Source organism: Leptospira meyeri (assembly GCF_004368965.1).
Lineage (GTDB): Bacteria > Spirochaetota > Leptospiria > Leptospirales > Leptospiraceae > Leptospira_A > Leptospira_A meyeri.
In genome coordinates this window covers 1-21,830 of record NZ_SORO01000007.1, presented here as the reverse complement: position 1 = coordinate 21,830, position 21,830 = coordinate 1, and the positions used below count along the sequence as shown (strand labels likewise).

The 21,830-nt window shown below is 33.2% G+C and carries 18 protein-coding genes; all 18 read left to right on the top strand.

The window, feature by feature from the left end:
- Positions 1-325: 325 nt before the first annotated feature.
- The 18 genes from CLV96_RS19405 to CLV96_RS19315 all read left to right on the top strand — a co-directional run bounded on the left by CLV96_RS19405 (position 326) and on the right by CLV96_RS19315 (position 21,582).
- Positions 326-634 carry a nucleotidyltransferase domain-containing protein gene (locus CLV96_RS19405; protein WP_196795704.1) on the top strand — a complete coding sequence of 103 codons (309 nt, stop codon included), beginning with the start codon at positions 326-328 and terminating at the stop codon, positions 632-634.
- On the top strand, positions 624-1,013 hold the full coding sequence (locus CLV96_RS19400) for a HEPN domain-containing protein (protein WP_004787799.1): 390 nt from the start codon (positions 624-626) through the stop codon (positions 1,011-1,013). Before CLV96_RS19405 ends, CLV96_RS19400 begins: the two co-directional genes overlap by 11 nt.
- Before the next feature lie 749 nt (positions 1,014-1,762).
- Positions 1,763-2,404 (top strand): hypothetical protein, encoded by a 642-nt coding sequence (locus tag CLV96_RS19390; protein ID WP_040917420.1) that lies wholly within the window; start codon positions 1,763-1,765, stop codon positions 2,402-2,404.
- 381 nt (positions 2,405-2,785) lie between these two features.
- The gene (locus tag CLV96_RS19385; RefSeq protein WP_004787806.1) at positions 2,786-3,106 is read left to right on the top strand and encodes a DF family (seleno)protein; all 321 of its coding nucleotides are present in this window, start codon (positions 2,786-2,788) and stop codon (positions 3,104-3,106) included.
- A 239-nt stretch (positions 3,107-3,345) separates the two neighbouring features.
- Positions 3,346-4,416 (top strand): toll/interleukin-1 receptor domain-containing protein, encoded by a 1,071-nt coding sequence (locus CLV96_RS19380; protein WP_040917422.1) that lies wholly within the window; start codon positions 3,346-3,348, stop codon positions 4,414-4,416.
- Between the two features lie 202 nt (positions 4,417-4,618).
- Positions 4,619-5,422 carry a hypothetical protein gene (locus CLV96_RS19375; protein ID WP_004787805.1) on the top strand — a complete coding sequence of 268 codons (804 nt, stop codon included), beginning with the start codon at positions 4,619-4,621 and terminating at the stop codon, positions 5,420-5,422.
- A 191-nt stretch (positions 5,423-5,613) separates the two neighbouring features.
- Positions 5,614-6,624: a hypothetical protein gene (locus CLV96_RS19370; RefSeq protein ID WP_004787822.1), complete on the top strand. Its 1,011-nt coding sequence runs from the start codon at positions 5,614-5,616 to the stop codon at positions 6,622-6,624.
- Between the two features lie 267 nt (positions 6,625-6,891).
- Positions 6,892-8,193, top strand: coding sequence for an AAA family ATPase (locus CLV96_RS19365; protein ID WP_051012807.1), 1,302 nt, complete (start codon positions 6,892-6,894; stop codon positions 8,191-8,193).
- Positions 8,186-8,641, top strand: a complete 456-nt coding sequence (locus tag CLV96_RS19360; protein WP_004787821.1) for a hypothetical protein — start codon at positions 8,186-8,188, stop codon at positions 8,639-8,641. The genes CLV96_RS19365 and CLV96_RS19360 overlap by 8 nt, the downstream gene beginning before the upstream one ends.
- A gap of 189 nt (positions 8,642-8,830) precedes the next feature.
- On the top strand, positions 8,831-9,601 hold the full coding sequence (locus CLV96_RS19355; protein ID WP_004787814.1) for a hypothetical protein: 771 nt from the start codon (positions 8,831-8,833) through the stop codon (positions 9,599-9,601).
- A 271-nt stretch (positions 9,602-9,872) separates the two neighbouring features.
- Positions 9,873-12,440: an AAA family ATPase gene (locus CLV96_RS19350; protein ID WP_004787826.1), complete on the top strand. Its 2,568-nt coding sequence runs from the start codon at positions 9,873-9,875 to the stop codon at positions 12,438-12,440.
- Positions 12,441-12,796: 356 nt separating this feature from the next.
- Positions 12,797-13,084: a DUF4258 domain-containing protein gene (locus CLV96_RS19345; protein ID WP_040917434.1), complete on the top strand. Its 288-nt coding sequence runs from the start codon at positions 12,797-12,799 to the stop codon at positions 13,082-13,084.
- Complete coding sequence (locus CLV96_RS19340; protein ID WP_004787804.1) at positions 13,074-13,346, top strand: hypothetical protein; 273 nt, start codon at positions 13,074-13,076, stop codon at positions 13,344-13,346. Before CLV96_RS19345 ends, CLV96_RS19340 begins: the two co-directional genes overlap by 11 nt.
- Positions 13,347-13,874: 528 nt before the next feature.
- Complete coding sequence (locus tag CLV96_RS19335; RefSeq protein WP_040917427.1) at positions 13,875-14,138, top strand: hypothetical protein; 264 nt, start codon at positions 13,875-13,877, stop codon at positions 14,136-14,138.
- A 396-nt stretch (positions 14,139-14,534) separates the two neighbouring features.
- Positions 14,535-15,137, top strand: coding sequence for a tetratricopeptide repeat protein (locus tag CLV96_RS19330; RefSeq protein WP_004787835.1), 603 nt, complete (start codon positions 14,535-14,537; stop codon positions 15,135-15,137).
- A 463-nt stretch (positions 15,138-15,600) separates the two neighbouring features.
- Positions 15,601-17,109: a ParB N-terminal domain-containing protein gene (locus CLV96_RS19325; RefSeq protein WP_004787813.1), complete on the top strand. Its 1,509-nt coding sequence runs from the start codon at positions 15,601-15,603 to the stop codon at positions 17,107-17,109.
- Positions 17,110-19,272: 2,163 nt separating this feature from the next.
- Entirely contained in the window at positions 19,273-20,451 is a 1,179-nt protein-coding gene (locus tag CLV96_RS19320; protein ID WP_004787803.1) for a hypothetical protein, read from the top strand.
- Positions 20,452-20,649: 198 nt separating this feature from the next.
- Positions 20,650-21,582 carry an LA_2444/LA_4059 family outer membrane protein gene (locus tag CLV96_RS19315; RefSeq protein WP_004787828.1) on the top strand — a complete coding sequence of 311 codons (933 nt, stop codon included), beginning with the start codon at positions 20,650-20,652 and terminating at the stop codon, positions 21,580-21,582.
- Positions 21,583-21,830: the final 248 nt, after the last annotated feature.

Genomic DNA, 21,830 nt, shown 5'->3' with positions numbered 1-21,830 from the left:
TATACATTTGGAGAAATACTCTCTTAAAAATAGCGGACTTCGTATAACTTCCGCTAACCACTTCGCTGCGGGACTTCGCCCTTGCTCGGTCTACGACACATTGTCCTCCGTCACGCTTCTCGCTCCGCAAGAAGGCGCGCCGACGCCAACGCCTACTTCGTAAGCTCGGCTACGGACAACGTCGTCTCCCCTAGTTCGTTATGCGTAATTGACCAAAGGAATGCCTCAGGACATGAATAAGACCTTGAATTTAATTAGTGAAATAAGCCTATTTTAATCACTTATTCTTGCTTGATTTTTTCATAAATTGCCATATCTTATGCCTATGGAAAAAGAGCTAGAAATTTTAAAAACCCAGATCATTTCTCTCGTAAATCCATTGAAAATTATCCTTTTTGGATCAAGAGCAACTAAAACGGCAGGAAAGAATAGTGATTATGATCTTCTAATCATTATGCCTGACGGCACTAATAAAAGGGAAATTGCACAATATCTTTATAAAAATATAGGTAATATCAAAATCTCATTTGACATTGTTGTCGCTACTCCCGAAACTCTCGAAAAATATTCTAATATCCGACATTTAATTTATTTTCATGCACTTAAAGATGGTTTAGAACTCTATGCTGCATGATGACCCAGGTTCTCCAGAAGCTTGGCTTATTCATGCAAAAAGCGATTTACTCCTGGCTAAACTTGGGGATAAAAATGATATTTTACTAAATCAACTTTGTTTTCATGCTCAACAAACTGCTGAAAAATCTTTAAAAGCTGTTTTGATAAAAGAGAATGTAGAATTTCTATTTACTCACAATATTAAAACTCTAATGCTTTCATTGCCTGATCGAATTGAAAAACCTAGTTTCTTTGATGAACTTGCAATTTTAACAGATTATGCAGTCTCTACTAGATATCCCGGTGATTATGAAGAAATTCTTAATGCTGAATATGAAAAGGCCATTGAATTAGCTGAACTTGTTTTTAATTGGGCTAGTAATCTAATAAAAAAATAAATTTTATAAATGGTCAACTACGCATAACAGCGACTTACCGCTACGCTTCGGGACAAGCCCTCGCTCGGCCTGCGGCAAATTCCCTTTCTGTCACTCGCTTGCATACGCAAGCTACGTGCCAGTCCCTAACGTCCCTTCAGGACTCAGGGTCAGGGAACTTCGGTAAGTCTAGTTCGTTATACGCAATATCCAAAAAGTGATTAAGAGATACTTCTCAAGTAATCGCGTTGATGTTCTATTTTTAAAGTTTACCTTTGCATTAGAAAACTTCTATCGCAGTTCCGTTGAGTAATTATAATCCCTTAATCAAAATTTTCACCTTAAGAAATAAGAATTAAGAGAAAAGATGAACTGAAGAAAGAAATGAAGAGCTCTTGGATTTATCTTAAATAAGAATTTATTTTTGGACGGCGACTCTTTTTTTTACATAATGTAATTACGATTCTGTTTTATAATTTATAAAAGATTCGAAAACATAAACTTTAGGAAGAAAAAATGAAAGAATACGAAATTTTGCTAAATTTTTTTTTAATTACTTTTTCCTTTCACATTGGATACTGCGTATAACAGCGGGGAAACGCTTCGCTTCGGCACGAGGCCTCGCTTGGCCTGCGGCACATTCCTCTCCGTCACGCTTCTCGCTCCGCAAGAAGGCGCGCCGACGCTAACGCCTCTAAGAGGCTCAGCTACGAGGAACGTCGTCTCCCCTAGTTCGTTATGCGAAATAAAACAAAATAAATTTAAAATTAATGAATCCATTAACTGTATTTGAAGCTATCGGACATTTCTTTTATTGGATTCTCTATCTCGTGAATCCGGATTTCAAAGAAGAACAAAAAATCAAAGAAATAGAAAGAAAGGAACACCAACAATTAGTTTCGAAAATTGAAAAGAGAAAAGCTCAAGAAAGTAATAAGAAAGAATTCGAAGAAAATCGTTTAACTAAAATTAACAACAATGAAGATTTGCTCAAAATTTGTTTAGATGATCCAGTTTTTTGTGATAATAACATAATTTTGAAAGAAAAAATTGAAGAGGAAATAAAAAATCCAGATCGTAGGAAAATATTTGAAGAAGAATGGAAAAATACATTCAAAAGTATTAACTATGGTTGTTATTGTAGAAATGAAACAAATTTCAATATATATCCAAAATGTCCTATCGATGATATCTCACTCGATCAAGCTTGCAAGTTAAGACACGATTGTTTAAAATCGGAAAATAAAACATGGGTGGACTCAGATTCTTGCAAAACTGATTTCCTTTCTTTTCTCGAACGAATTCCATATTCGAATAAAACTAATCTTGAAACTTTTTCAAATGAAGATGTTTTTATATTTACTGCTAACAAATATAAAGCTCTACTAAAAATTAAGAATAAAATTAATTAAAAAAATGTTTTACTTCGCATAACAGCAACTAACCGCTTCACTTCGGGACTTGCGCCCTCGTTCGGTCTGCGACACATAGGCTTTTGTCACTCCTCTTGCTTACGCAAGCCTCGTGCCAATCCCTAACGTCCCCTCTGGGGACTCAGGGCCAGCCTACGTCGGTTAGTCTAGTTCGTTATGCGCAAGCCTAGTTGATACTTTTAATTATAAGAATTTCAAACTTCGAATTAGCAATTATGAGTTAAATCTGGAGAAATTACTATTATATGAATTGTCAATCTCTCGGTTTTGATATAGTCTAAATATTAATATAGGTTTATTATCGTGATGAATACAAAGCAGAAAGCCGATTTCAAAATTTTATTAGTGATGGTATTTTAGATGATTGAGTTTCAATATTTTAATGATTGTCCAAATGCAAGTACTACTTTAAATAATCTAAAAACACTAATAAAAAAAAATGTTATTAATATTAATGAAGTAAAAATTGTTGAAATTGAAAGTCCTGAAGATGCTGCCAAACTTAACTTTCAAGGATCACCTACAATTTTAATTAATGGGATTGACATTTATACAGGGGAGATTCCAGATAATACAAATTTTTCATGTAGATATTATCTTTTCGATGGTAAAAGGACAGGCATAATGAGCGAAGAGTATATTAAATTAAAATATGAAGAATACAAAATAAAACAAAAATGAATTACTGCGCAAGCGGTGGTTTAAATTTATTCTGGTTTTCAACTTGGCCAGCGCATAACAGCGACTTACCGCTACGCTTCGGCACAAGGCCTCGCTCGGCCTCCGGCAAATTGTCCTCCTGTCACTCGCCTTGCTTACGCAAGCTACGTGCCAGTCCCTAACGTCCCGTTTCCGGGACTCAGGGTCGGACAACTTCGGTAAGTCTAGTTCGTTATGCGTAATGTCCCTCAAAATTTACTATGATACCAAAAATTTACAAAACCTTTATCAGCTATAGTCATGATAACCAAATAGTTTTAGACAGAATATTAGATTTTTCTAGCTATCTAAGATCTCAAGGAATTGATTCTATTATAGATCAATATGAGGAATCTCCTTCTGAAGGCTGGCCAAGATGGATGGATAGACAAATTGAAGAATCTGATTTTGTTTTAGTTGCTGCTACAGAAGAGTATTCTAAAAAGCCAAAATCAGACAATGTTGACTATGGAAGAGGAGTTACTTGGGAAACTTCACTTATATATCAACACTTATATAACGGAAAATCGCTAAATAATAAGTTTATACCGATTGTTTTTTCAGAAGAAGATAAGAAATTCATACCAACACCATTGCAAAGTCAAACAATTTATAATGTATCTAATGATTCAGAAAAAACAAAATTAAAAGATCGACTTCGTGGCTTAAAAACTACGATAAAACCGCCAATAGGAAATCCTGATTCATTACCACCGAGAGAAAGAAAAAGTACATTTTTAACAACATTTATCGATGTTGATCTATGGAATCAAGCCGTTTGGAAGGGAACTTCAGTTCTTTCACAGCCTGAACTAGGCGATATTCTTGGATTGGCAATTCTATTTAACAATCCAGTAGCCGCTAGGAAAATATTTTATCAGTGGCTTTCTCGAGTTGGAGAAGAAGATAAATTTGATCAAATTAGAGTATCAATAATCGAGGGAGAAATAGAAGGCGAACTTCCTGGCTACACAGTACATATAGGTTCAAATATTGAAAATATCGCGAAATATTTTAAATCTGAAAAATTAGAATTTGATTACGACAGATTCGCAATAATTAGCAGATATAATCGAATGAATCCAAAAAAAGATTCACCATACTTAAACTATTTTAAAGAAAATGTAACTAAGTCGAAAAAATTCTATTTGTTACCGGCATATCTTGAGAACGGAGAAATTAAAATTGAATATAATTTAAAAATTCTAAAGAATCAAATTTTCTTTAGAAATGTTTCCGAAATTGGAAAAAACGACTTAGATCACATAGTAATACAAAAACCAATTAAATAGCCGGGCCACTACGCATAACAGCATGGAAACGCTGCGCTTCGGCACTTACGGCCTCGCTTGGCCTGCGGCACATTTCTCTCCGTCACGCTTCTCGCTATGCAAGAAGGCGCGCCGACGCTAACGCCTCTGCGAGGCTCAGCTACGAGAAACGTCGTCTCCACTAGTTCGTTATGCGTCATTTTTCAAATTATAAGAAAAACAAATGAAAAAAATTCTAAGCAAAATACTAATTTTTATCTTTATTTTTTATCCGATCATTTTTACTGGATCAATAATCTATTTCTATTATTCAGATACTTCAGATTTCAACTTCACTGATATAAATTCTAAGAATAAAATACATATTATTAAACAGCTAATCTCTGGTGATTACAAAGAACATTATACTGATAATTTAAGAACCGATTTTATATTAAAAAATCTTGATGAAAAAGTAAATCAAATCATTAAAAACGCAAAGTCTTATGCTGTTTTAAACGAAAAAAGATTTTTTACAAAAAAAGAAAATCTTAAATTCGATGAAGAAGAGTTTTCAATCCTCTTTGTTGACTTTAATTCAGTATATACAATTTTACATATCAATATATACTCTTTCGAAAACGAAATACCTAAATTCAATAAAATCGAAATCCAACAAGTTTCAAATTTTGATTTAAACATTTCGAAAATTAAAGATACAAAGCTTTCTTTCAATCTTGCTGTCTTTACTTTTTTAGCAATATTATTTTATTTGGTTTCTCTATATGGTATATTAGGAATATATAAAAATTTCAAGGGTGAAAAACCATGGTTTATTTTCATTCAGTTTCTAAATATACCAGCTATTGGTTTAAATTTAAAAACCGATTTAATAGCGCTTTATTTACTTAATTTTGGACTTTTTCCTTTGTCCATACTCAAATATGGTTTGTTTGGAGATTGGCAATTAATTTTAAGATTTCCGATATTTTCAATATTCGTTATATTTACTCGTAAATTATTTTTAAAAGAGAAAAACGGCGCATAACAGCGACTTACCGCTACGCTTCGGCACAAGGCCTCGCTCGGCCTACGGCAAATTCCCTTTCTGTCACTCGTTTGCATCCGCAAACTCCGTGCCAGTCCCTAACGTCCCGTTCCGGGACTCAGGGTCAGGGAACTTCGGTAAGTCTAGTTCGTTATACGACATCATTCTTCAATTTTATTAAGGAAAAAAAAATGGCAAATTCAAATCATATAAAGCAAATTCAAAGCGCACTCAAAACGTTAAAAAAAGATACGTTAAAAAAACATAAAACGACTTTAGAAGATCTACCTGAATGGAATGAAATTGAATTCAAAGATGTTGAATTTGCGACAGAAGAAATAGTAAAAATATTAGAAACCGGAATTGATTCTAAAGCATTTCAAAACTTGACATATAGCACATTATCAAATCTAATAAACCAATCAAGTAATCTAGCAAGCTTATTCTCGAGCCTAGACTTAAGTCCATCCGTACAAACTTTCCATAACTATATTGCGAACCTAGATGCATTTAGATCATTTTGTAGAAATTCCGGTATCTATTCAGATGTAATACTTACACCGATACTTCCAGAAACAAAAAATTCTATCTCTACGGAATTAGGCAAACTAATAGAAGCTAATAACGAAGTTCAATCCCTCAAGGATGACATAAAAATCTTAATCAGCCCAACAATTGCAGGCACTTTATCAAAATCTTTTTCAGAACGTAAAAAATTCATTTTTATTGGAAGACTATTCGCTCTTGTACTCATAATATCATCTCTAGCATTTGGACTTTATTACACTAGCGAATTAATAACCGATATTTTAAAATCAACAAAACTCGAATCAATAAATGAAAACACAACTAATAATACTGAAAAAATAAATGAATCCAAAAACAGCTTAACTGTAACTTATTTAGTTCTAAGATCATTAGCACTTATTCCGATATACTCGCTAGTCGTGTTTTTCATAAATCAGTATATTAAAGAGAGAAATATTGAAGAAGATTATGCCCACAAAGAAGCCGTGTCATCAACCTTAAAAATACTCGGTGAATTAGTAAACGAACCTGATAAAAAAGATGCAATTTTATTATCTGCTTCCCAAATAATTTACACAAAACCGATAAACGAAAGAGAAAAGAAAACTAAGGATATCACTTTCTCCATAAAAGAGATAAAAGATATTCTAAAAATAAAGAATGACGTCGTATAACAGCAACTTACCGCTACGCTTCGGGACAAGCCCTCGCTCGGCCTGCGGCAAATTCCCCTTCTGGCATTCGCCTTGCGTTCGCAAGCTGCATGCCAGTCCCTAACGTCCCGGCGGGACTCAGGGTCGGGGAACTTCGGTAAGTCTATTCGTTATACGCCATTCTGCACTAAAATATCAAACAAAACACATTTTTTGCATTTTTTTTTCAATTTTTGCATTTTGCTTGAACAAAAAGGGTCGATACATAGACTATTAGAAGTTAAGGCAATGTTAATAGAATTTAGCGTAGAAAATTTTCTCTCTTTCCAAAAAGAAGCAAAGCTATCAATGGTAGCAGCACGTTCATTTCGTGAACACAAGGATACTCACACCATTAATATCGATAAAAAAATGGTTCTATTAAAATCAGCGATCATCTTTGGGAATAATGGAAGCGGTAAAAGTAATTTGATAAGAGCAATGAACTTTATGAAAATCATTGTCTTGAATTCTTTTAGAGATGCTTTGTTGGATAATGGTGAAAATATTTTTCCTCTAGAAAAATTCGCATTAAATTCTGAATCAGAAAAGAAACCAAGTCTATTTGAAATTTCATTTATTTATAACGATGTAAAATATCGTTACGGCTTTGAAATAGATAATAATCAAATAATTTCAGAATGGTTATTCCACACCACTTCAAAAGAAGTGTTCTTATTCAAAAGAGAAGGGCAAAATATTGAAATCAATAAATCTTCTTTCAAAGAAGCAATAGGAAAAGAAAAAGATGTAAGAGAAAATGTTCTATTTTTGTCTTTATTAGCTACTCTCGGTAAAGAAACGTCTTCAAATATTATAGATTGGTTTAAAAAATTCCGATTTATAAACGGCATCAATGACAGCGGGCATAAAAAGTATACTGTAGAAAAATTAAAGCAAGATGAAGGATTCAAAAAATGGATACTTCACTTCATAAAATATTTAGAAATTTCGAATTTATCTACGAAAGAAGAATTCTTTGATGAATCAAAATTAGATTTAATTAAAGATGATGAAGTTTACAATTTAATTAATTCTCTTAACAGAAAAAACAAAAAGTTAAAAATAGATCAAATCTTAACCTACCATAGAAAATATGATGGATCAAATTTGTTGATCGATACTATTCCATTCAATTTTGAAAAACAAGAATCCGATGGTACGAAAAAATTAATATATTTGCTTGGACCCTGGTATGATACTTTAAAAAATGGAACATTATTAATTGTTGACGAACTTGATTCAAGATTACACAGTCATTTAACATCTCGTTTAATTGAATTTTTTCATTTATATAATACAAGAAAAGCACAACTTATCTTTGCATCTCATGACACAGCACTTCTAGATAAGGAACTTTTCAGAAGAGACCAGGTCTGGTTCGTAGAAAAAGACCAATTCGGAAACTCTAATTTGATTTCATTAGGAGACTATAAGACAGACAAAGTTAGAAACAAATCAGCATTCAGCAAAAACTATCTCAATGGAAAATATGGTGCTATCCCATATTTCGATTTTGATAAAGAATTGGTTGATTTATTGCATGGGTGATACAAAGAAAAATAAATTTCGAGAACGAAACAATTCTTCTTATGAAAGAAAACTTAAAAATGTTGATTTAAAAGAAGGAAAGAAAAAAGAACCTTATATTGTTTTTAGTCTCAAAGACTATGATTCGACACAAGGCCAAACATTTCAAGATTGGGAACAATCTGAAATTCTTGCACTCACATTAAAAAAACTTCAAGAAATAAGTAGACTTTCAGTAATAGAAGCTCAAACGAAAGGTATAATAAAACCGTATCCAAAAGTCCCTTTTCCTCCCTCCGATAAGACAGAATTTTATCATCCAGCACATGTATTGCCAGGTGTCACCTGGTGTTCATTACATGTACAAGGAAAAGAATGTGTCATCGGTTACTTTGAAGATCATATATTTAATATTGTATTTCTAGACAAAAATCATCTTTTCTGGATTTCGGAAAAGAAAAATACGTAAACGACAGAACGGCGTATAACAGCGACTTACCGCTACGCTTCGGCACAAGGCCTCGCTCGGCCTACGGCAAATTCCCTTTCTGTCACTCGCTCGCATACGCAAGCTACGTGCCAGTCCCTAACGTCCCGAAGGGACTCAGGGTCAGGGAACTTCGGTAAGTCTAGTTCGTTATGCGCAAGTTTTTTAAATATGTTTAAAAAGAAAGAAAAATTAATAAGAATCGATCATTGGATAAGACCAGATACAGTTTTAAGTCCAACAATAAGTTACGATCGTATAGTAGAGATTAATTTTTTAACAGACGACAATAATTACGGTCGAATCCTATTTGAAAAACTTGACTCTTTAAAAATATGCAGAGGAGAAGGCTTACCATATAAATCTGATACATACTTTTCATGGTTATCACGGTTAGAAAATTCTCGGTGGCTAAAAGAAAGATACATTTACGAATCCAAATATTATGGTAATACCTATAACTTTTCCGGAAATGTAAAAGAAATGTTAAGCGAATTCAACCATTATGTGTTTGAATTTCATGATGAATTTATTGAAGTCATTGCAAGTGGATTTTGGATTGAAAAAAATACTGAAAGTTTATACAAAAAAAGTCTAACACTCAACCATCCTTTTCTCCCTATTAACAATCCAAAAATTGAAAAATTAAACCATAATGGTATAGACTGTGAAATTAGAATCAACACAGCCAGTATCAATGATCTAACTGTAAATGCTCGATACTGTTCTCAAACTTTATTCGAATTCGCATTAATTTTAGATAACGATAAAACAATTTGCCATACATTAAGCCTGTCCTACATTAATAATAGACTGTCAGCTACCCTTAGGGATTATTTTGGAAATACAAAATTGATTTTCGAACCAAATGTTTCATTAGATAGAATTACTCCATTTATTAAGAATTATATATCTGAAGTTTCAGATCGCAGAAAATACTAACAAAAAAACCAGCGCATAACAGCGACTTACCGCTACGCTTCGGCACAAGGCCTCGCTCGGGCTACGCCAAATTGTCCTCCTGTCACTCACCTTGCGTTCGCAAGCTACGTGCCAGTCCCTAACGTCCCGAAGGGACTCAGGGTCGGACAACTTCGGTAAGTCTAGTTCGTTATCTGCAATACCGCGCCCCTTCATTTATAGCGCCTGCCGTCCGTGGCAGGCTCAATAGCTTAATAATTCTATTAATCATATATTCTTTAGGATAACGTAAATGGCAAAAAAAGAAAAAAGTTTTTCTGACTGGCTTAATGAACGCCCAGTGTGGCAAAAAATCTCTGCTAAGATTTTAATAGAGCAGGGAACAATTCCTGAAGATAAGATCGAAGAAATTTCAAGTTTATGTTATAAGGAAGCAAATTCAGAAGTAGGTATTGAAGATTGTGATATAAAGGCAATTTCTGAAAAGATTAGTAATTCAGGTTCAAGCGAATTTAAAATTTTAGAAATAACTGATATAAAAGGTGTAAACGCATTAAATCCCAAAAGACCAATAAGATTACATCCTCATACATTATCCATTTTATATGGAACTAATGGTTCAGGGAAATCAGGTTATGTACGTGCCTTAAAGCATCTTTCTGGAAATAAAAAGAAAGGGATACTAATTGGAAATATATATTCTGATACAAAGGAAGAAGCTTCCATTTCGCTTAAAATAGATATAGGCGGGAAGGAAAATATAATCCAACACCAGCTAGATAAACCTCATCCTCAGTTTGAAAGAGTAAAAATTTATGACACGCAAACTTCAAGTCTATTCATTGATGAGGAAAGTGAGATAAGTTATGAACCTCCTGAACTTTGGTTTTTATCAGAGCTAACAAAAGTTAGTGAAATAATATCAGATGTTTTAAAAGAAAGAAGAGAAGTTGTTTTAAAAACGGATTTTCAATTACCCGAATACCATTCTAATACGGATATTGGAAATTGGTTTAAAAGTATTACTACAAATACAAATGAAGAAGAACTTAATTCAAAGATTTTTTGGACCGAATCAGATGATGCCAAATTAGCCGAACTAATTCAGTTATTATCTGCTACAGATGTCTCAAAGAAAATAACTACATTAAGCAATCAGGATTTAGCTGCCAAAACCGTAACGGATGTTCTGAATGAGATTCTAGTTAGTTATTCTAATGATAATCTGAAATCCTTAAAAACTCTCAATGAAGTTAGTAAAGGATCAACGAAAATCGCTAAGGAAGCAGCTGAAAAAGTATTTTCTTCTGCTCCTTTATCTGGTGTAGGCAATGCTACATGGAAGGCACTATGGGAAGCAGCTAGAGAATATTCGGTAACGGAAGCTTACCAGGATGAAATTTTTCCATTATTAGCAGATGGGTCAGTTTGCGTTCTATGTCAACAGCCTCTTGACAGCGAAGCAAAAAATCGCTTAGCCGATTTTGAAAATTTTATTCAAGGTTCACTTGAGAAAAAAGCTTCCGAAGATTTATTGAAATATAAGCAAAAATTGAGTGAATTACCAAAACTTCCTCCTGATGAAGTAGTAGCACTAAATCTACAAATTCTTCTCCCAGAAGAGCAGGATAAACAAGAAGAATTTCTTAAAGAAATTATTAGCTTGAGGGCTAAGTTAGATAAAATAAATAACGGCAGTACATTTGATGATATTGATTTCTCTAAAGAAAAGAAAATAATTGAATACCTATCTTCAATTAAGACCAAAGTTTTACGAGAACTTGAAGAAGCTAAAAAATCGCAAAATCCTCTGGAAAAGGCGGAAATATTAAAATCTAAAGTCGAACTAGAAGCGAGGTCTTTTCTTTTTAAAAATATTCAGAAAATTCGAGAAAGAATCAATTCGTTAAAGATGGTTGAAGAATTCGATGAAGCAATTAATAGCTGTAATACAACTCCTTTAAGTAAAAAGAAATCTGCTCTTTCGGCGAGTCTTCTAACTGATGAGTTCAGAGATATTTTTCAAAAAGAATTAAATAAACTCGGAGCTGGACACTTAAAAGCTGAACTGCAACAAAAACGCGCTTCAAAAGGGGTTACATATTATGCTATCAAATTAAAATCAATTGATGAGGCACCAGTTGGAAAAATATTAAGCGAAGGGGAATTCCGGATAGCGTCTCTTGCCGCCTTTATATCGGAGATATTACTCTCTAAAAATAAAGCACCTATAATATTCGATGATCCAATAAATTCTTTGGACGTAGAGTATGAAGAATATGTAAGTAATAGAATTTGCGAAATGTCAAAACATCAGCAAGTTATTGTTTTTACTCATAGAATTTCTTTATTAACTAATTTAGAAACGATTGCTAAGTCCCAAGATGGAGAAGCTAATACATTACATCTAACACGTGAGAATTGGGGAACAGGCCAACCAGGTGAGACTCCGGTTTATGCTAGAAAAGTTGATACATCATTAAACCTTCTTATAGCTAATTTGCAAAAGGGTAAGAAAATTTTAGATACTGAAGGTGGGACAACAGCTTTTTATCCTGTTGGAAAAGCGCTTTGTAGTGATTTTCGCATTCTATTAGAAAGAGTTATTGAAGAGTATCTCTTACAGAGTGTCGTGATTCGTTTCAGAAGATCCGTTCAAACACTACGTTTAAAAAATTTGTTACAAATTGAAAAAGCAGACATCCAATTAATTGATGAATTGATGACAAAATATTCATATTTTGAACATTCTCAGCCAATAGAAACTCCGGCGCCATTACCGAATGTTAGTGAAATTGAATCAGATTTTCAAAAATTAAAAACATGGCTTGATTCCTTTAGAAAAAAAGTAAAAAATTAATGGTATTTGCTTATAAAGGGTTTTAAATCGAAAAATAGAAATCATATTGGCATTCCCTAACCGACTACGCCTTCCGTGGCTTCGCTCGGTTAGACATCAGGGCGCGGCACAGCAGATAACAGCGACTTACCGCTACGCTTCGGGACTTCGCCCTCGCTCGGGCTACGCCAAATTCCCCTTCTGGCATTCGCCTTGCTTACGCAAGCTGCATGCCAGTCCCTAACGTCCCGTTCCGGGACTCAGGGTCGGGGAACTTCGGTAAGTCTAGTTCGTTATGCGAAATGTGGTAAGAAACTGAATATTTTCAGAAAATTAATGTATTGACAAAAGGCACACAATGGTCTAAAATTATAACTGTGATTTTTGACTGGGATAATGAAAAAAATAAACTACTCTTTTCTCAGCGCAATATTTCCTTCGAAAGAATAGTAATCGAAATTGAAGCAGGTGCTATACTAGATATCTTGGAACATCCAAATAGTAAAAAGTATCCAAACCAAATAATTATAGTAATTAATATTGATAATTATGCCTGGATTGTCCCTGCAATTGAAAACGAAAATTCATTCTTTTTAAAAACCGCATACCCTTCACGAAAACACACTAAATTATATTTTCCAGAGGTGAACATTCATGAAACTTAAACTTACCGATGAAGAAAAAGAATTAGAATTATCTTTTGAAAGAAACGAATGGAAGTCTGTTTCAAATAAAAAAAGCTATTTAAATAAGTTTAAAATTGCTGCAAAAAATACTTTAGCCAAAGACAAACGAATGAATATTCGAATTGCGGGAAAAGATATTCAATTATTAAAAACAAAAGCTCTTGAAATAGGAATTCCATATCAAACTCTAGTTTCAAGTATTTTACATCAATATGTTACTGGAAAACTTAAAGAACAGTAATATTAAACAGATTTACCACACTTCGCATAACAGCGGGGAAACGCTTCGCTGCGGCACTTACGGCCTTGCTCGGTCTACGACACATTGTCCTCCGTCACGCTTCTCGCGCTGCAAGAAGACGCGCCGACGCTAACGCCTCCTACGGAGGCTCAGCTACGGACAACGTCGTCTCCCCTAGTTCGTTATGCGTAATGGCTTAAAATTCATATGAATATACTATTTGAACTAATGTTAGAGTTTCTATTAGAAGGTGTTGCCAAAATAATTGGATTTCTAAGATGGTTTCTTTCTGGAATGAAAAAACCTATTAACCATTATATGACTGATGAAAATATCAAACTTAACTTGATTTTTTTTCTAACCGCCTTTGTCTCAATTATCATTATTGGATTATATATATATCTCTGAAAAATAAATGAATATTTATTTTATAACTCGTTATCATCCAATATATTTTATATACTTAAAATCGAGAAAATAAGTCTTTTTAGCTTAATTTATTTATAATCAGACTAAAAGTTAAAATTTTTGAAAAATCTTAAAACCAAATATCTATTTTTAGTTTTTTTGATGAATTTAAATTGCGATATAGAAATATCAAAGGCTGAACACGAAAGAAGATGTTATGAATATTCTCTGTTAGGCCCTGTTTTGAATGAAAATATTGAAAATTCAGATAGTAATAAAAAAGAAAATAATGCAGATTTTATTCTTTTTTATGCTGCCTGCAAAGCAGGACGACGACCTTATGGAGGAACTGTCGAAGATTCTCTTAAGGAAATCACGTTATAAAAAGCCACTACGCATAACAGCGGGGAAACGCTTCGCTGCGGCACTTACGGCCTTGCTCGGTCTACGACACATTGTCCTCCGTCACGCTTCTCGCTCCGCAAGAAGGCGCGCCGACGCTAACGCCTCCTACGGAGGCTCAGCTACGGACAACGTCGTCTCCCCTAATTCGTTATACGCCAGTTGCAAATTTTTCGTTTAAAATTAGAATAAGATTATTAATCCTTTAAACATCTAAACCAAATTTTTTTATACACTTTGTAAGGTCATATAGAAATATTTAAAAAATTTGAATTTCCATCATTATCAGTAAGTCTCGATGAACAAATATCCCTTTTCATTTTGGAATCTAGAACTTAGAAAAAATATGATCTTAATTAAGAATAAAAACCAAAATAAATGAGAAATAAGCAAAAAATGAGAAATAAGGATACTAAATTTCAAATATATTTAACAAAAACATTTATAACTATTATTTTATTTGCATTAGTGTTTTGCAAAAATGATGAGCGCGAAGTTGAAGCATTGAAACTAAAACAACTTTTTGATGAGGGTAATTATATTGAAGTAATAAAATACTCTGAAATTTTGATGAAAAAATACCCCTCTTCAAAGAGCGGGTATTTAATAATGATTTCTGTTGCTTATCAACAGTTAGGTAATTTAGAAATGACAAAATTTTATATAAAAAAGGCAATTGAGCTTGATAACTCTCAAGGCGAAAACTATGCTAATTTGGGTGTAATATATTTTAATGAAAAAAACTATAAAGACTCACTACCATATTTACTCGAGGGCCTTGAGAAGGGTGGTTATAAGGACCCTTGTGCTTTAGTTTATGCTATTGGGTTATGCTATTCTGAATTAAAAGACGTAAATAATGCGGCTGGCGCCTTTCTCTCATTCCTTTCCAGATGTGAAAATGAGTCTAGATTTATTGAGCAAATAAAAATTGCTAATATGTATTTATTCGCAAACAAAGAGAAAATTGAGATTCGATAGAAGTTCAAAATCAATTTCTTCTTCCTTAATCGTCTAGAATTCCGATAATTCAAGAAGTATCACAATAGCTATGATCAATCTGCAACTTGGATCGCAAAAAGTTCTCTTTATATAGGCCAGCTCCCATTTGTAAATAGAAAAGATTTTCCTATGTGGCTAACGAAATCGTCGACCCAATATAAAAAGAAATAAACCATTAAAATGAAATTACATTAATCTTTTGAACTAAATTAAAATTTTCAAAATGATAAAAACAACCGGCGTATAACAGCACCTTAACGCTTCGCTTCGGCACGAGGCCTCGCTCGGTCTGCGACACATAGGCTTCTGGCACTCCCCTTGCATCCGCAAGTGTCGTTCCAGTCCCTAACGTCCCGTTCGGGACTCAGGGTCAGCCTACGTCGTTAAGGCTAGTTCGTTATACGACATTTACATAATTTTATAACTTATAAAAGGAAACAATATGCCAGATAGACAACTTACAGATATAGAAAAAAATCAAGTCAGGATAAGTCAAACAGAAGCTGATGGCTCTCTTCGATGTTACATTTCAGGTGAAATAATCTCTCAAGCTGACGAGATAGAATTTGATCATTTAACAGCATGGTCGAAAGGAGGTCCAACAGATTTAGTAAATGTTCGGATAGTAAAGAAAATTTATAACAGACGTAAAAAAGATGAAAGCTTAGACACCGTAAAAGACAATTTTCAATTAGAAAAATTGTTTTTACAGAAACAAAATAATATCAAACTGCAAGACATATTGGAATTAAAAGGTATTTCGAATATGAATATACACCTCGTAAAAGAGGAGAATGTAGTCAAATTAACTGACTCAAATACAACTATAACTGCTCCAATATTATATGACAAACACTTAGATTCCTATTATTTTTATTCAAAAGTTCCCTTATCTTGGATTCAAAATGATGATCAAGAAGGTTTACAACCCAGAGTAATCGACTTGAAAAGACTTGTCAATCTACGTGACCACTTAAAAAGCCATCCTCAACTATCCCCTGCAATCGCAAGATACCTCAAGAATTCTATAAGATTATTTGATGGTCAGCACAAAACAGCTGCACAAATATTGAATAATGCAAAGGAAGTTGACGTAAAAGTATTTCTATCAACGGAAGATGAAAAAAGTTCTAAAAATCTGTTTGATTCTTTAATGATCACAAATCTGGAAGCACATTCTAAGCTTAGACAAGTACCTTTCTATACATCAACGTTATTAGAAAGACTTTCTACTATCCAAAAAGAAATGTGGGAGGAATTTTCATCAACAAAACCTTCATCTTCTCATTCTGAAGAAAATTTCATAAAATTTTTAATTATAGAAAAGCAATTTGAGAAATCTAAAGCGAACAGTATTCTCTTTGCCGCATTAAAAGAAAATGTTTTATCGTCTTCCGCTTTGGAACCTTATGTAGCTGAAGCATCAAAGGATCCAAATTATCCTATTACGCAAGATTTATTAGCAACAGCCATATACCCTAATACTATATACCTACACCCTTCCTCTTCTCTATTTGACCAACCAAATGATTTTAGAAATAGTGAAGTTGAAAACTTTAAAATATTATCAAAGGTGATTGTGGAAAGTAGTCACCTAGCAGATTGGATTCCATCTAAAAAAAATGAATCGCTCAATAGTGCTCAAAAAAGAGTCCGTAGAATTTGGCACAAAGGTGCTGTATTAACTTGGGGTCCTTATATGAAAGACATTATAATAAATGTATTCAATATTCTTACTGAACCTGAAAGAGAAAAACTTTTATACAGAGCAAAAATTACGAATGAACAAACCGAAAGATTAGAAGCCTGTTTTAGTAGACTTTTTTCACATTCACTGTGGGACTCTACAGACAGTACTATTGATAGCCTTCTCGTTTCATCTAGAAAACAAGATGAGCTCTTCAATAAACTGAATTTAACTAGAGCCTACGTATTAACAGGTAATATATAATGTAAACGGCGTATAACAGCGCGGAAACGCTTCGCTTCGGGACAAGCCCTCGCTTGGCCTGTGGCACATTCCTCTCCGTCACGCTTCTCGCTCCGCAAGAAGTCGCGCCGACGCTAACGCCTGCCCTGCAGGCTCAGCTACGAGGAACGTCGTCTCCGCTAGTTCGTTATGCGCAACGAGTTAAATTAGACTAAGAATTAATAAATTCACTTTCCCATCATTTTAGCATTAAAATTTCCAAATATATGAACAAAATAGATTTCTATTCAAAACAAGAATTCCTAATTAAACTTCTTTTAATTACCATCCCGTTCTTTATAACATTATTAATTATTATATGGGAAATGACGGAAATGAAAATAGCGGATACGGAAGATGTTTTTATATATTTGCCAGGCACTTATTGCATTTATATAAACAGTAATGATGAACAAAGAATGTGTAAAGAATGTTTGTACGATTGCCCGATCTCCTTCAACAACATAACATTCCAAAATTACAAAGGTAAGTTCATTCCTAGAAAGGTTCTAAAAATAAATAAAATCGGACATTATAATTTCAAAAAATATTTAGAAAAAGAAACAACATTTTATACAAGTAAATTTCTGCGAATCTATACTTTAATTGGCTTTGCAATCATCTTCTTTATAATAATAAATATATTTACAAAGGCAAATCTCGGATTATTCTAAATTAATAAAAAATTTAACATAAGGGCTATTTGCCTAAAAAAGAAACAATTTAAAAAGCGTAGAACACATTTTTCCCCCATTCATATCTCTTGAAACATTTACAGTTTTAAAATCGAATCACCTAAGAATAATTTCAGAAGTAGAGTATTTGCAGAAGTATTATACTACATTATTAAAGAGTATAATCTTCCGATTAACATCCGAGATAATATAATTAGGAAAATCGAACATTAAGTATTTGATTTAATTCACAAGTTATTTAACAAATTGTTAATACTGATTTGAAATAACTCTGAAAAATAAATAATTTAATTCCAAGCATAACTCGCAGCGCATAACAGCGGGGAAACGCTGCGCTTCGGCACTTACGGCCTCGCTTGGTCTACGACACATTGTCCTCCGTCACGCTTCTTGCTACGCAAGAAGGCGCGCCGACGCCAACACCTACTTCGTAGGCTCGGCTACGGACAACGTCGTCTCCCCTAATTCGTTATATGCAATGCTTCAAAATATAATTAGAATATAAAGGAAGATAAATGAAAGAATTTATTATGACAGTAGAAAGTTTATATAAAAATCAAACAGCAAGAAAATTGCTTAATCTAATTGTAATTTTTGCATTTGTTTCGTATCTATACTCAACTTTGAACAATTTCAACATCAAAAGAATTGAATTTTATATTTATTTTTTATATTCAATAACTTGTACGTATTACATAATTTTCAATTTTTACAAAGTGATATATCAATTAACTTCTTTAGTAGATTTAAACAAGGAACTAGCATATTGGGATTTTTTCTGGAATTTTATTAAATTTCAATCTAGGCTCTCGATGGTATTAGTATTTCCAATTTCTTTTTTGATTTTATTCATAACTCTTGAATCTCCTCTCAGAATAGATTTTAAATTAAGCACATTCAATTATCTCAAAATTCCTACTGTTTTCTTTTTAATCGAATTTTTTATTTTTACTTATTCCATATTTTCTATTATTTTTATTGGAACTCGAAATTTCGAAAACGCTTTCTCAAAGCTAGGTTCACTATTTAGGTCAAGAAAAATAAACCTATTTATACTAATATTCTTAATGCTGACGATTCTTTTCTTAACTAGTCTCTCATTACAATTTACTAATTTTACTATTAATCTTTTGATTAAAACAACAAGTTTAATATTAGGTATTCTCTCATTCCTCATTTTCCTTTGTATTATTAGAATTTGGCAAAAGAAATTGTATGAAAATAAAAACAAAATTTATTAATGAAGCACTGCATATAACAGCGACTTAACGCTTCACTTCGGGACAAGCCCTCGTTCGGTCTTCGACACATTCCTCTCTGGAACTCCTCTTGCCTCCGCAAGCCTCGTTCCAGTCCCTAACGTCCCCTTCAGGGACTCAGGGTCGAGGAACGTCGTTAAGTCTAGTTCGTTATGCGCTATTTGTTAAAATAAATATATAAAAGAAAAAAAATGATAAATGATCTAATAAAATCTAATCCGGAATTAATAAATAAAAGCTTAACTGCTCTCCTTGGTCTTTGTGGAGATGGAAAACTTAAAAATGGAAACAATTGCTCCATAGAATTTAGGCAATTTTTAACAAATATTCCAATTTTAAAAATCAAATCATTCATCCAAGAATGCATCGAATCAAATTTCACTGATAGTGGATATGTACTACAAGATTTGATAAATGAAATTGGACGACGACTAGGTTTTCTCGTAGAGTTTGGCCTTTATCAAGGAAACAAAAACGAAATCGGAAATGATGGGCTTTGGATTGATCAAAACAATTCTTTCGTTATCGAAGTAAAAACTACCGATGCTTACCGAATAAGTACTGATAAAATCGATAATTATAGGACAAAACTAATCGAAAAAGGGAAAATAAACGCTGAAAACTCTTATAACTTAATAGTTGTTGGCAGGCAAGATACAGGCGATTTAGAAGCTCAAATTAGAGGCTCAATCCATGCATGGAGAACAAGAATTATTAGCGTCGATTCATTATGGAAATTATTAAGCACAAAAGAAAAATTAGATGATCCTCAAGTTATAAAACTTATAACTCAATGTCTGCAACCCTTTGAGTATACGAAATTAGATAGACTCATTGATTTAGTATTTAGTACAAGCCAAGATCTCACAAATAATGCATCAGAATTATTGGAACCAGAATTATCTGTAGATGAAGAAAATTCTGAAAAAAATGAGAAAAAATTCACACCTCTTTCTTTCCACCAAGAAGTTGTATTTAAACTTGAGGAACTGAGTAAAAATAAATATAACAAAGTATCTAAATCACTTTTTGAAAGTGAAGATAAAAATAACGGTGACTTAGTAATTGTAAGCAAAGAATATAAAACAAAGAATAATCGAATATTCTGGTATGCCTTTCATCCACATCAAGAAAAATCACTCGAAAAATATAAAAATTCAAATGTGGTATTAGCTTGCGGATCAAATAATCTTATTTACCGAATACCATTTAATATTTTTAAACCTCTTCTTCAAAACATGAATACAACAGAAACCGAAGACAGAAAATATTGGCATGTTAAAATTTCTATAAATACTGAATTAAAAGCCTTTATCCTTCAACCATTATCTGGGCAAAATGTTGATATATCAAATTATCTGATGAAATAACAAACAGCGCATAACAGCGCCTTAACGCTTCGCTTCGGGACTTACGCCCTCGCTCGGTCTGCGACACATAGGCTTCTGGCACTCCCCTTGCTTACGCAAGTGTCGTTCCAGTCCCTAACGTCCCGTTGGGACTCAGGGTCAGCCTACGTCGTTAAGGCTAGTTCGTTATACGACATGACAAAAAATTGAATCATTAAAATGAAAATAAAAATCACAATACTCTTAACTCTAATTTCCTTAAACTCTGTGCTTTATGCACAGTCAAATAAACCAACTTTTGAAACTGGTTTAAAATTTCAGAAAGCGGAATTTACTCCATTTGATTATAGTAGAAACTTTACTGACTCTGATCCTTATTGGAATATTAAAGTCAATAAACTCAAGGGAAATCAAAAAACGATTACTCCATTTTTCTTCATTTATAAAAATTTAGAAAAAGGCTTTGGCATTGAATTTGAACATTCCAAAATCCAAATCGAACGAGCTAATTACGAAGAAGATTATGTTTATCAAGTTAGAAATCAATATTACTATGATCGAGCCAGACATTACCTCAGAAACAATGAAAGAAGTGATTACAAGCTAAATTTTTTCTTCTACCCTACTCCAGAAATTAAAGAATATTTTGCTATTGGTGTTGGGATTAGAAAAATTGATAGAATTAGGAATATTTCTGAATACAGTTTTAATGCAGAAGAAAAAATTTCTGCTTATGGGCCTCAAATTGTCTTAAAATCTAAAATACCAATTACAGATCAACTATCTTTAAACTTAAGTTTAGATTTCTACCATACACAAGGAAAACGAACTTATCAATATTTTGATTCATATCTTTTTTATTTTCCATCGGGTTCTGCATCTGACTTCAGCACAATCAAAGGAGATACAAAAACTCAAGGAATTTTCCAAGGTTACGAAGCAAACATTTCATTAAAATACAATTTCATGGAAAACTATAACATAGCTTTTGGATACAACTACAATTACGCTTACTTTAAATATGAAAATTTACGTGATACTTATTACTATTATTCTTCTTTTCAAAACAATTTCGGATTTCAGGATAGTAAGCTATCAAATGGGAAAGAAATAATTAGAGGATTCTATATTTCAGCATCTACTCAATTCTAATTGTCACGTCGTATAACAGCGACTTACCGCTTCGCTTCGGGACAAGCCCTCGCTCGGGCTACGCCAAATTCCCTTTCTGTCACTCGTTTGCAGCCGCAAACTACGTGCCAGTCCCTAACGTCCCGTTCCGGGACTCAGGGTCAGGGAACTTCAGTAAGCCTAGTTCGTTATACGCAATGGGTAAAAATCTATCTCCATTAACGAAGAAATATTTACTTGACAACTTGTCAACATTCGATCTACTGAAA

Excerpts from the sequence above, each read along its gene's own strand:
- CLV96_RS19405 (WP_196795704.1), top strand. The coding sequence starts at position 326 with ATGGAAAAAGAGCTAGAAATTTTAAAAACCCAGATCATTTCTCTCGTA.
- CLV96_RS19400 (WP_004787799.1), top strand. The coding sequence starts at position 624 with ATGCTGCATGATGACCCAGGTTCTCCAGAAGCTTGGCTTATTCATGCA.
- CLV96_RS19390 (WP_040917420.1), top strand. The coding sequence starts at position 1,763 with ATGAATCCATTAACTGTATTTGAAGCTATCGGACATTTCTTTTATTGG.
- CLV96_RS19385 (WP_004787806.1), top strand. The coding sequence starts at position 2,786 with ATGATTGAGTTTCAATATTTTAATGATTGTCCAAATGCAAGTACTACT.
- CLV96_RS19380 (WP_040917422.1), top strand. The coding sequence starts at position 3,346 with ATGATACCAAAAATTTACAAAACCTTTATCAGCTATAGTCATGATAAC.
- CLV96_RS19375 (WP_004787805.1), top strand. The coding sequence starts at position 4,619 with ATGAAAAAAATTCTAAGCAAAATACTAATTTTTATCTTTATTTTTTAT.
- CLV96_RS19370 (WP_004787822.1), top strand. The coding sequence starts at position 5,614 with ATGGCAAATTCAAATCATATAAAGCAAATTCAAAGCGCACTCAAAACG.
- CLV96_RS19365 (WP_051012807.1), top strand. The coding sequence starts at position 6,892 with ATGTTAATAGAATTTAGCGTAGAAAATTTTCTCTCTTTCCAAAAAGAA.
- CLV96_RS19360 (WP_004787821.1), top strand. The coding sequence starts at position 8,186 with ATGGGTGATACAAAGAAAAATAAATTTCGAGAACGAAACAATTCTTCT.
- CLV96_RS19355 (WP_004787814.1), top strand. The coding sequence starts at position 8,831 with ATGTTTAAAAAGAAAGAAAAATTAATAAGAATCGATCATTGGATAAGA.
- CLV96_RS19350 (WP_004787826.1), top strand. The coding sequence starts at position 9,873 with ATGGCAAAAAAAGAAAAAAGTTTTTCTGACTGGCTTAATGAACGCCCA.
- CLV96_RS19340 (WP_004787804.1), top strand. The coding sequence starts at position 13,074 with ATGAAACTTAAACTTACCGATGAAGAAAAAGAATTAGAATTATCTTTT.
- CLV96_RS19330 (WP_004787835.1), top strand. The coding sequence starts at position 14,535 with ATGAGAAATAAGCAAAAAATGAGAAATAAGGATACTAAATTTCAAATA.
- CLV96_RS19325 (WP_004787813.1), top strand. The coding sequence starts at position 15,601 with ATGCCAGATAGACAACTTACAGATATAGAAAAAAATCAAGTCAGGATA.
- CLV96_RS19320 (WP_004787803.1), top strand. The coding sequence starts at position 19,273 with ATGATAAATGATCTAATAAAATCTAATCCGGAATTAATAAATAAAAGC.
- CLV96_RS19315 (WP_004787828.1), top strand. The coding sequence starts at position 20,650 with ATGAAAATAAAAATCACAATACTCTTAACTCTAATTTCCTTAAACTCT.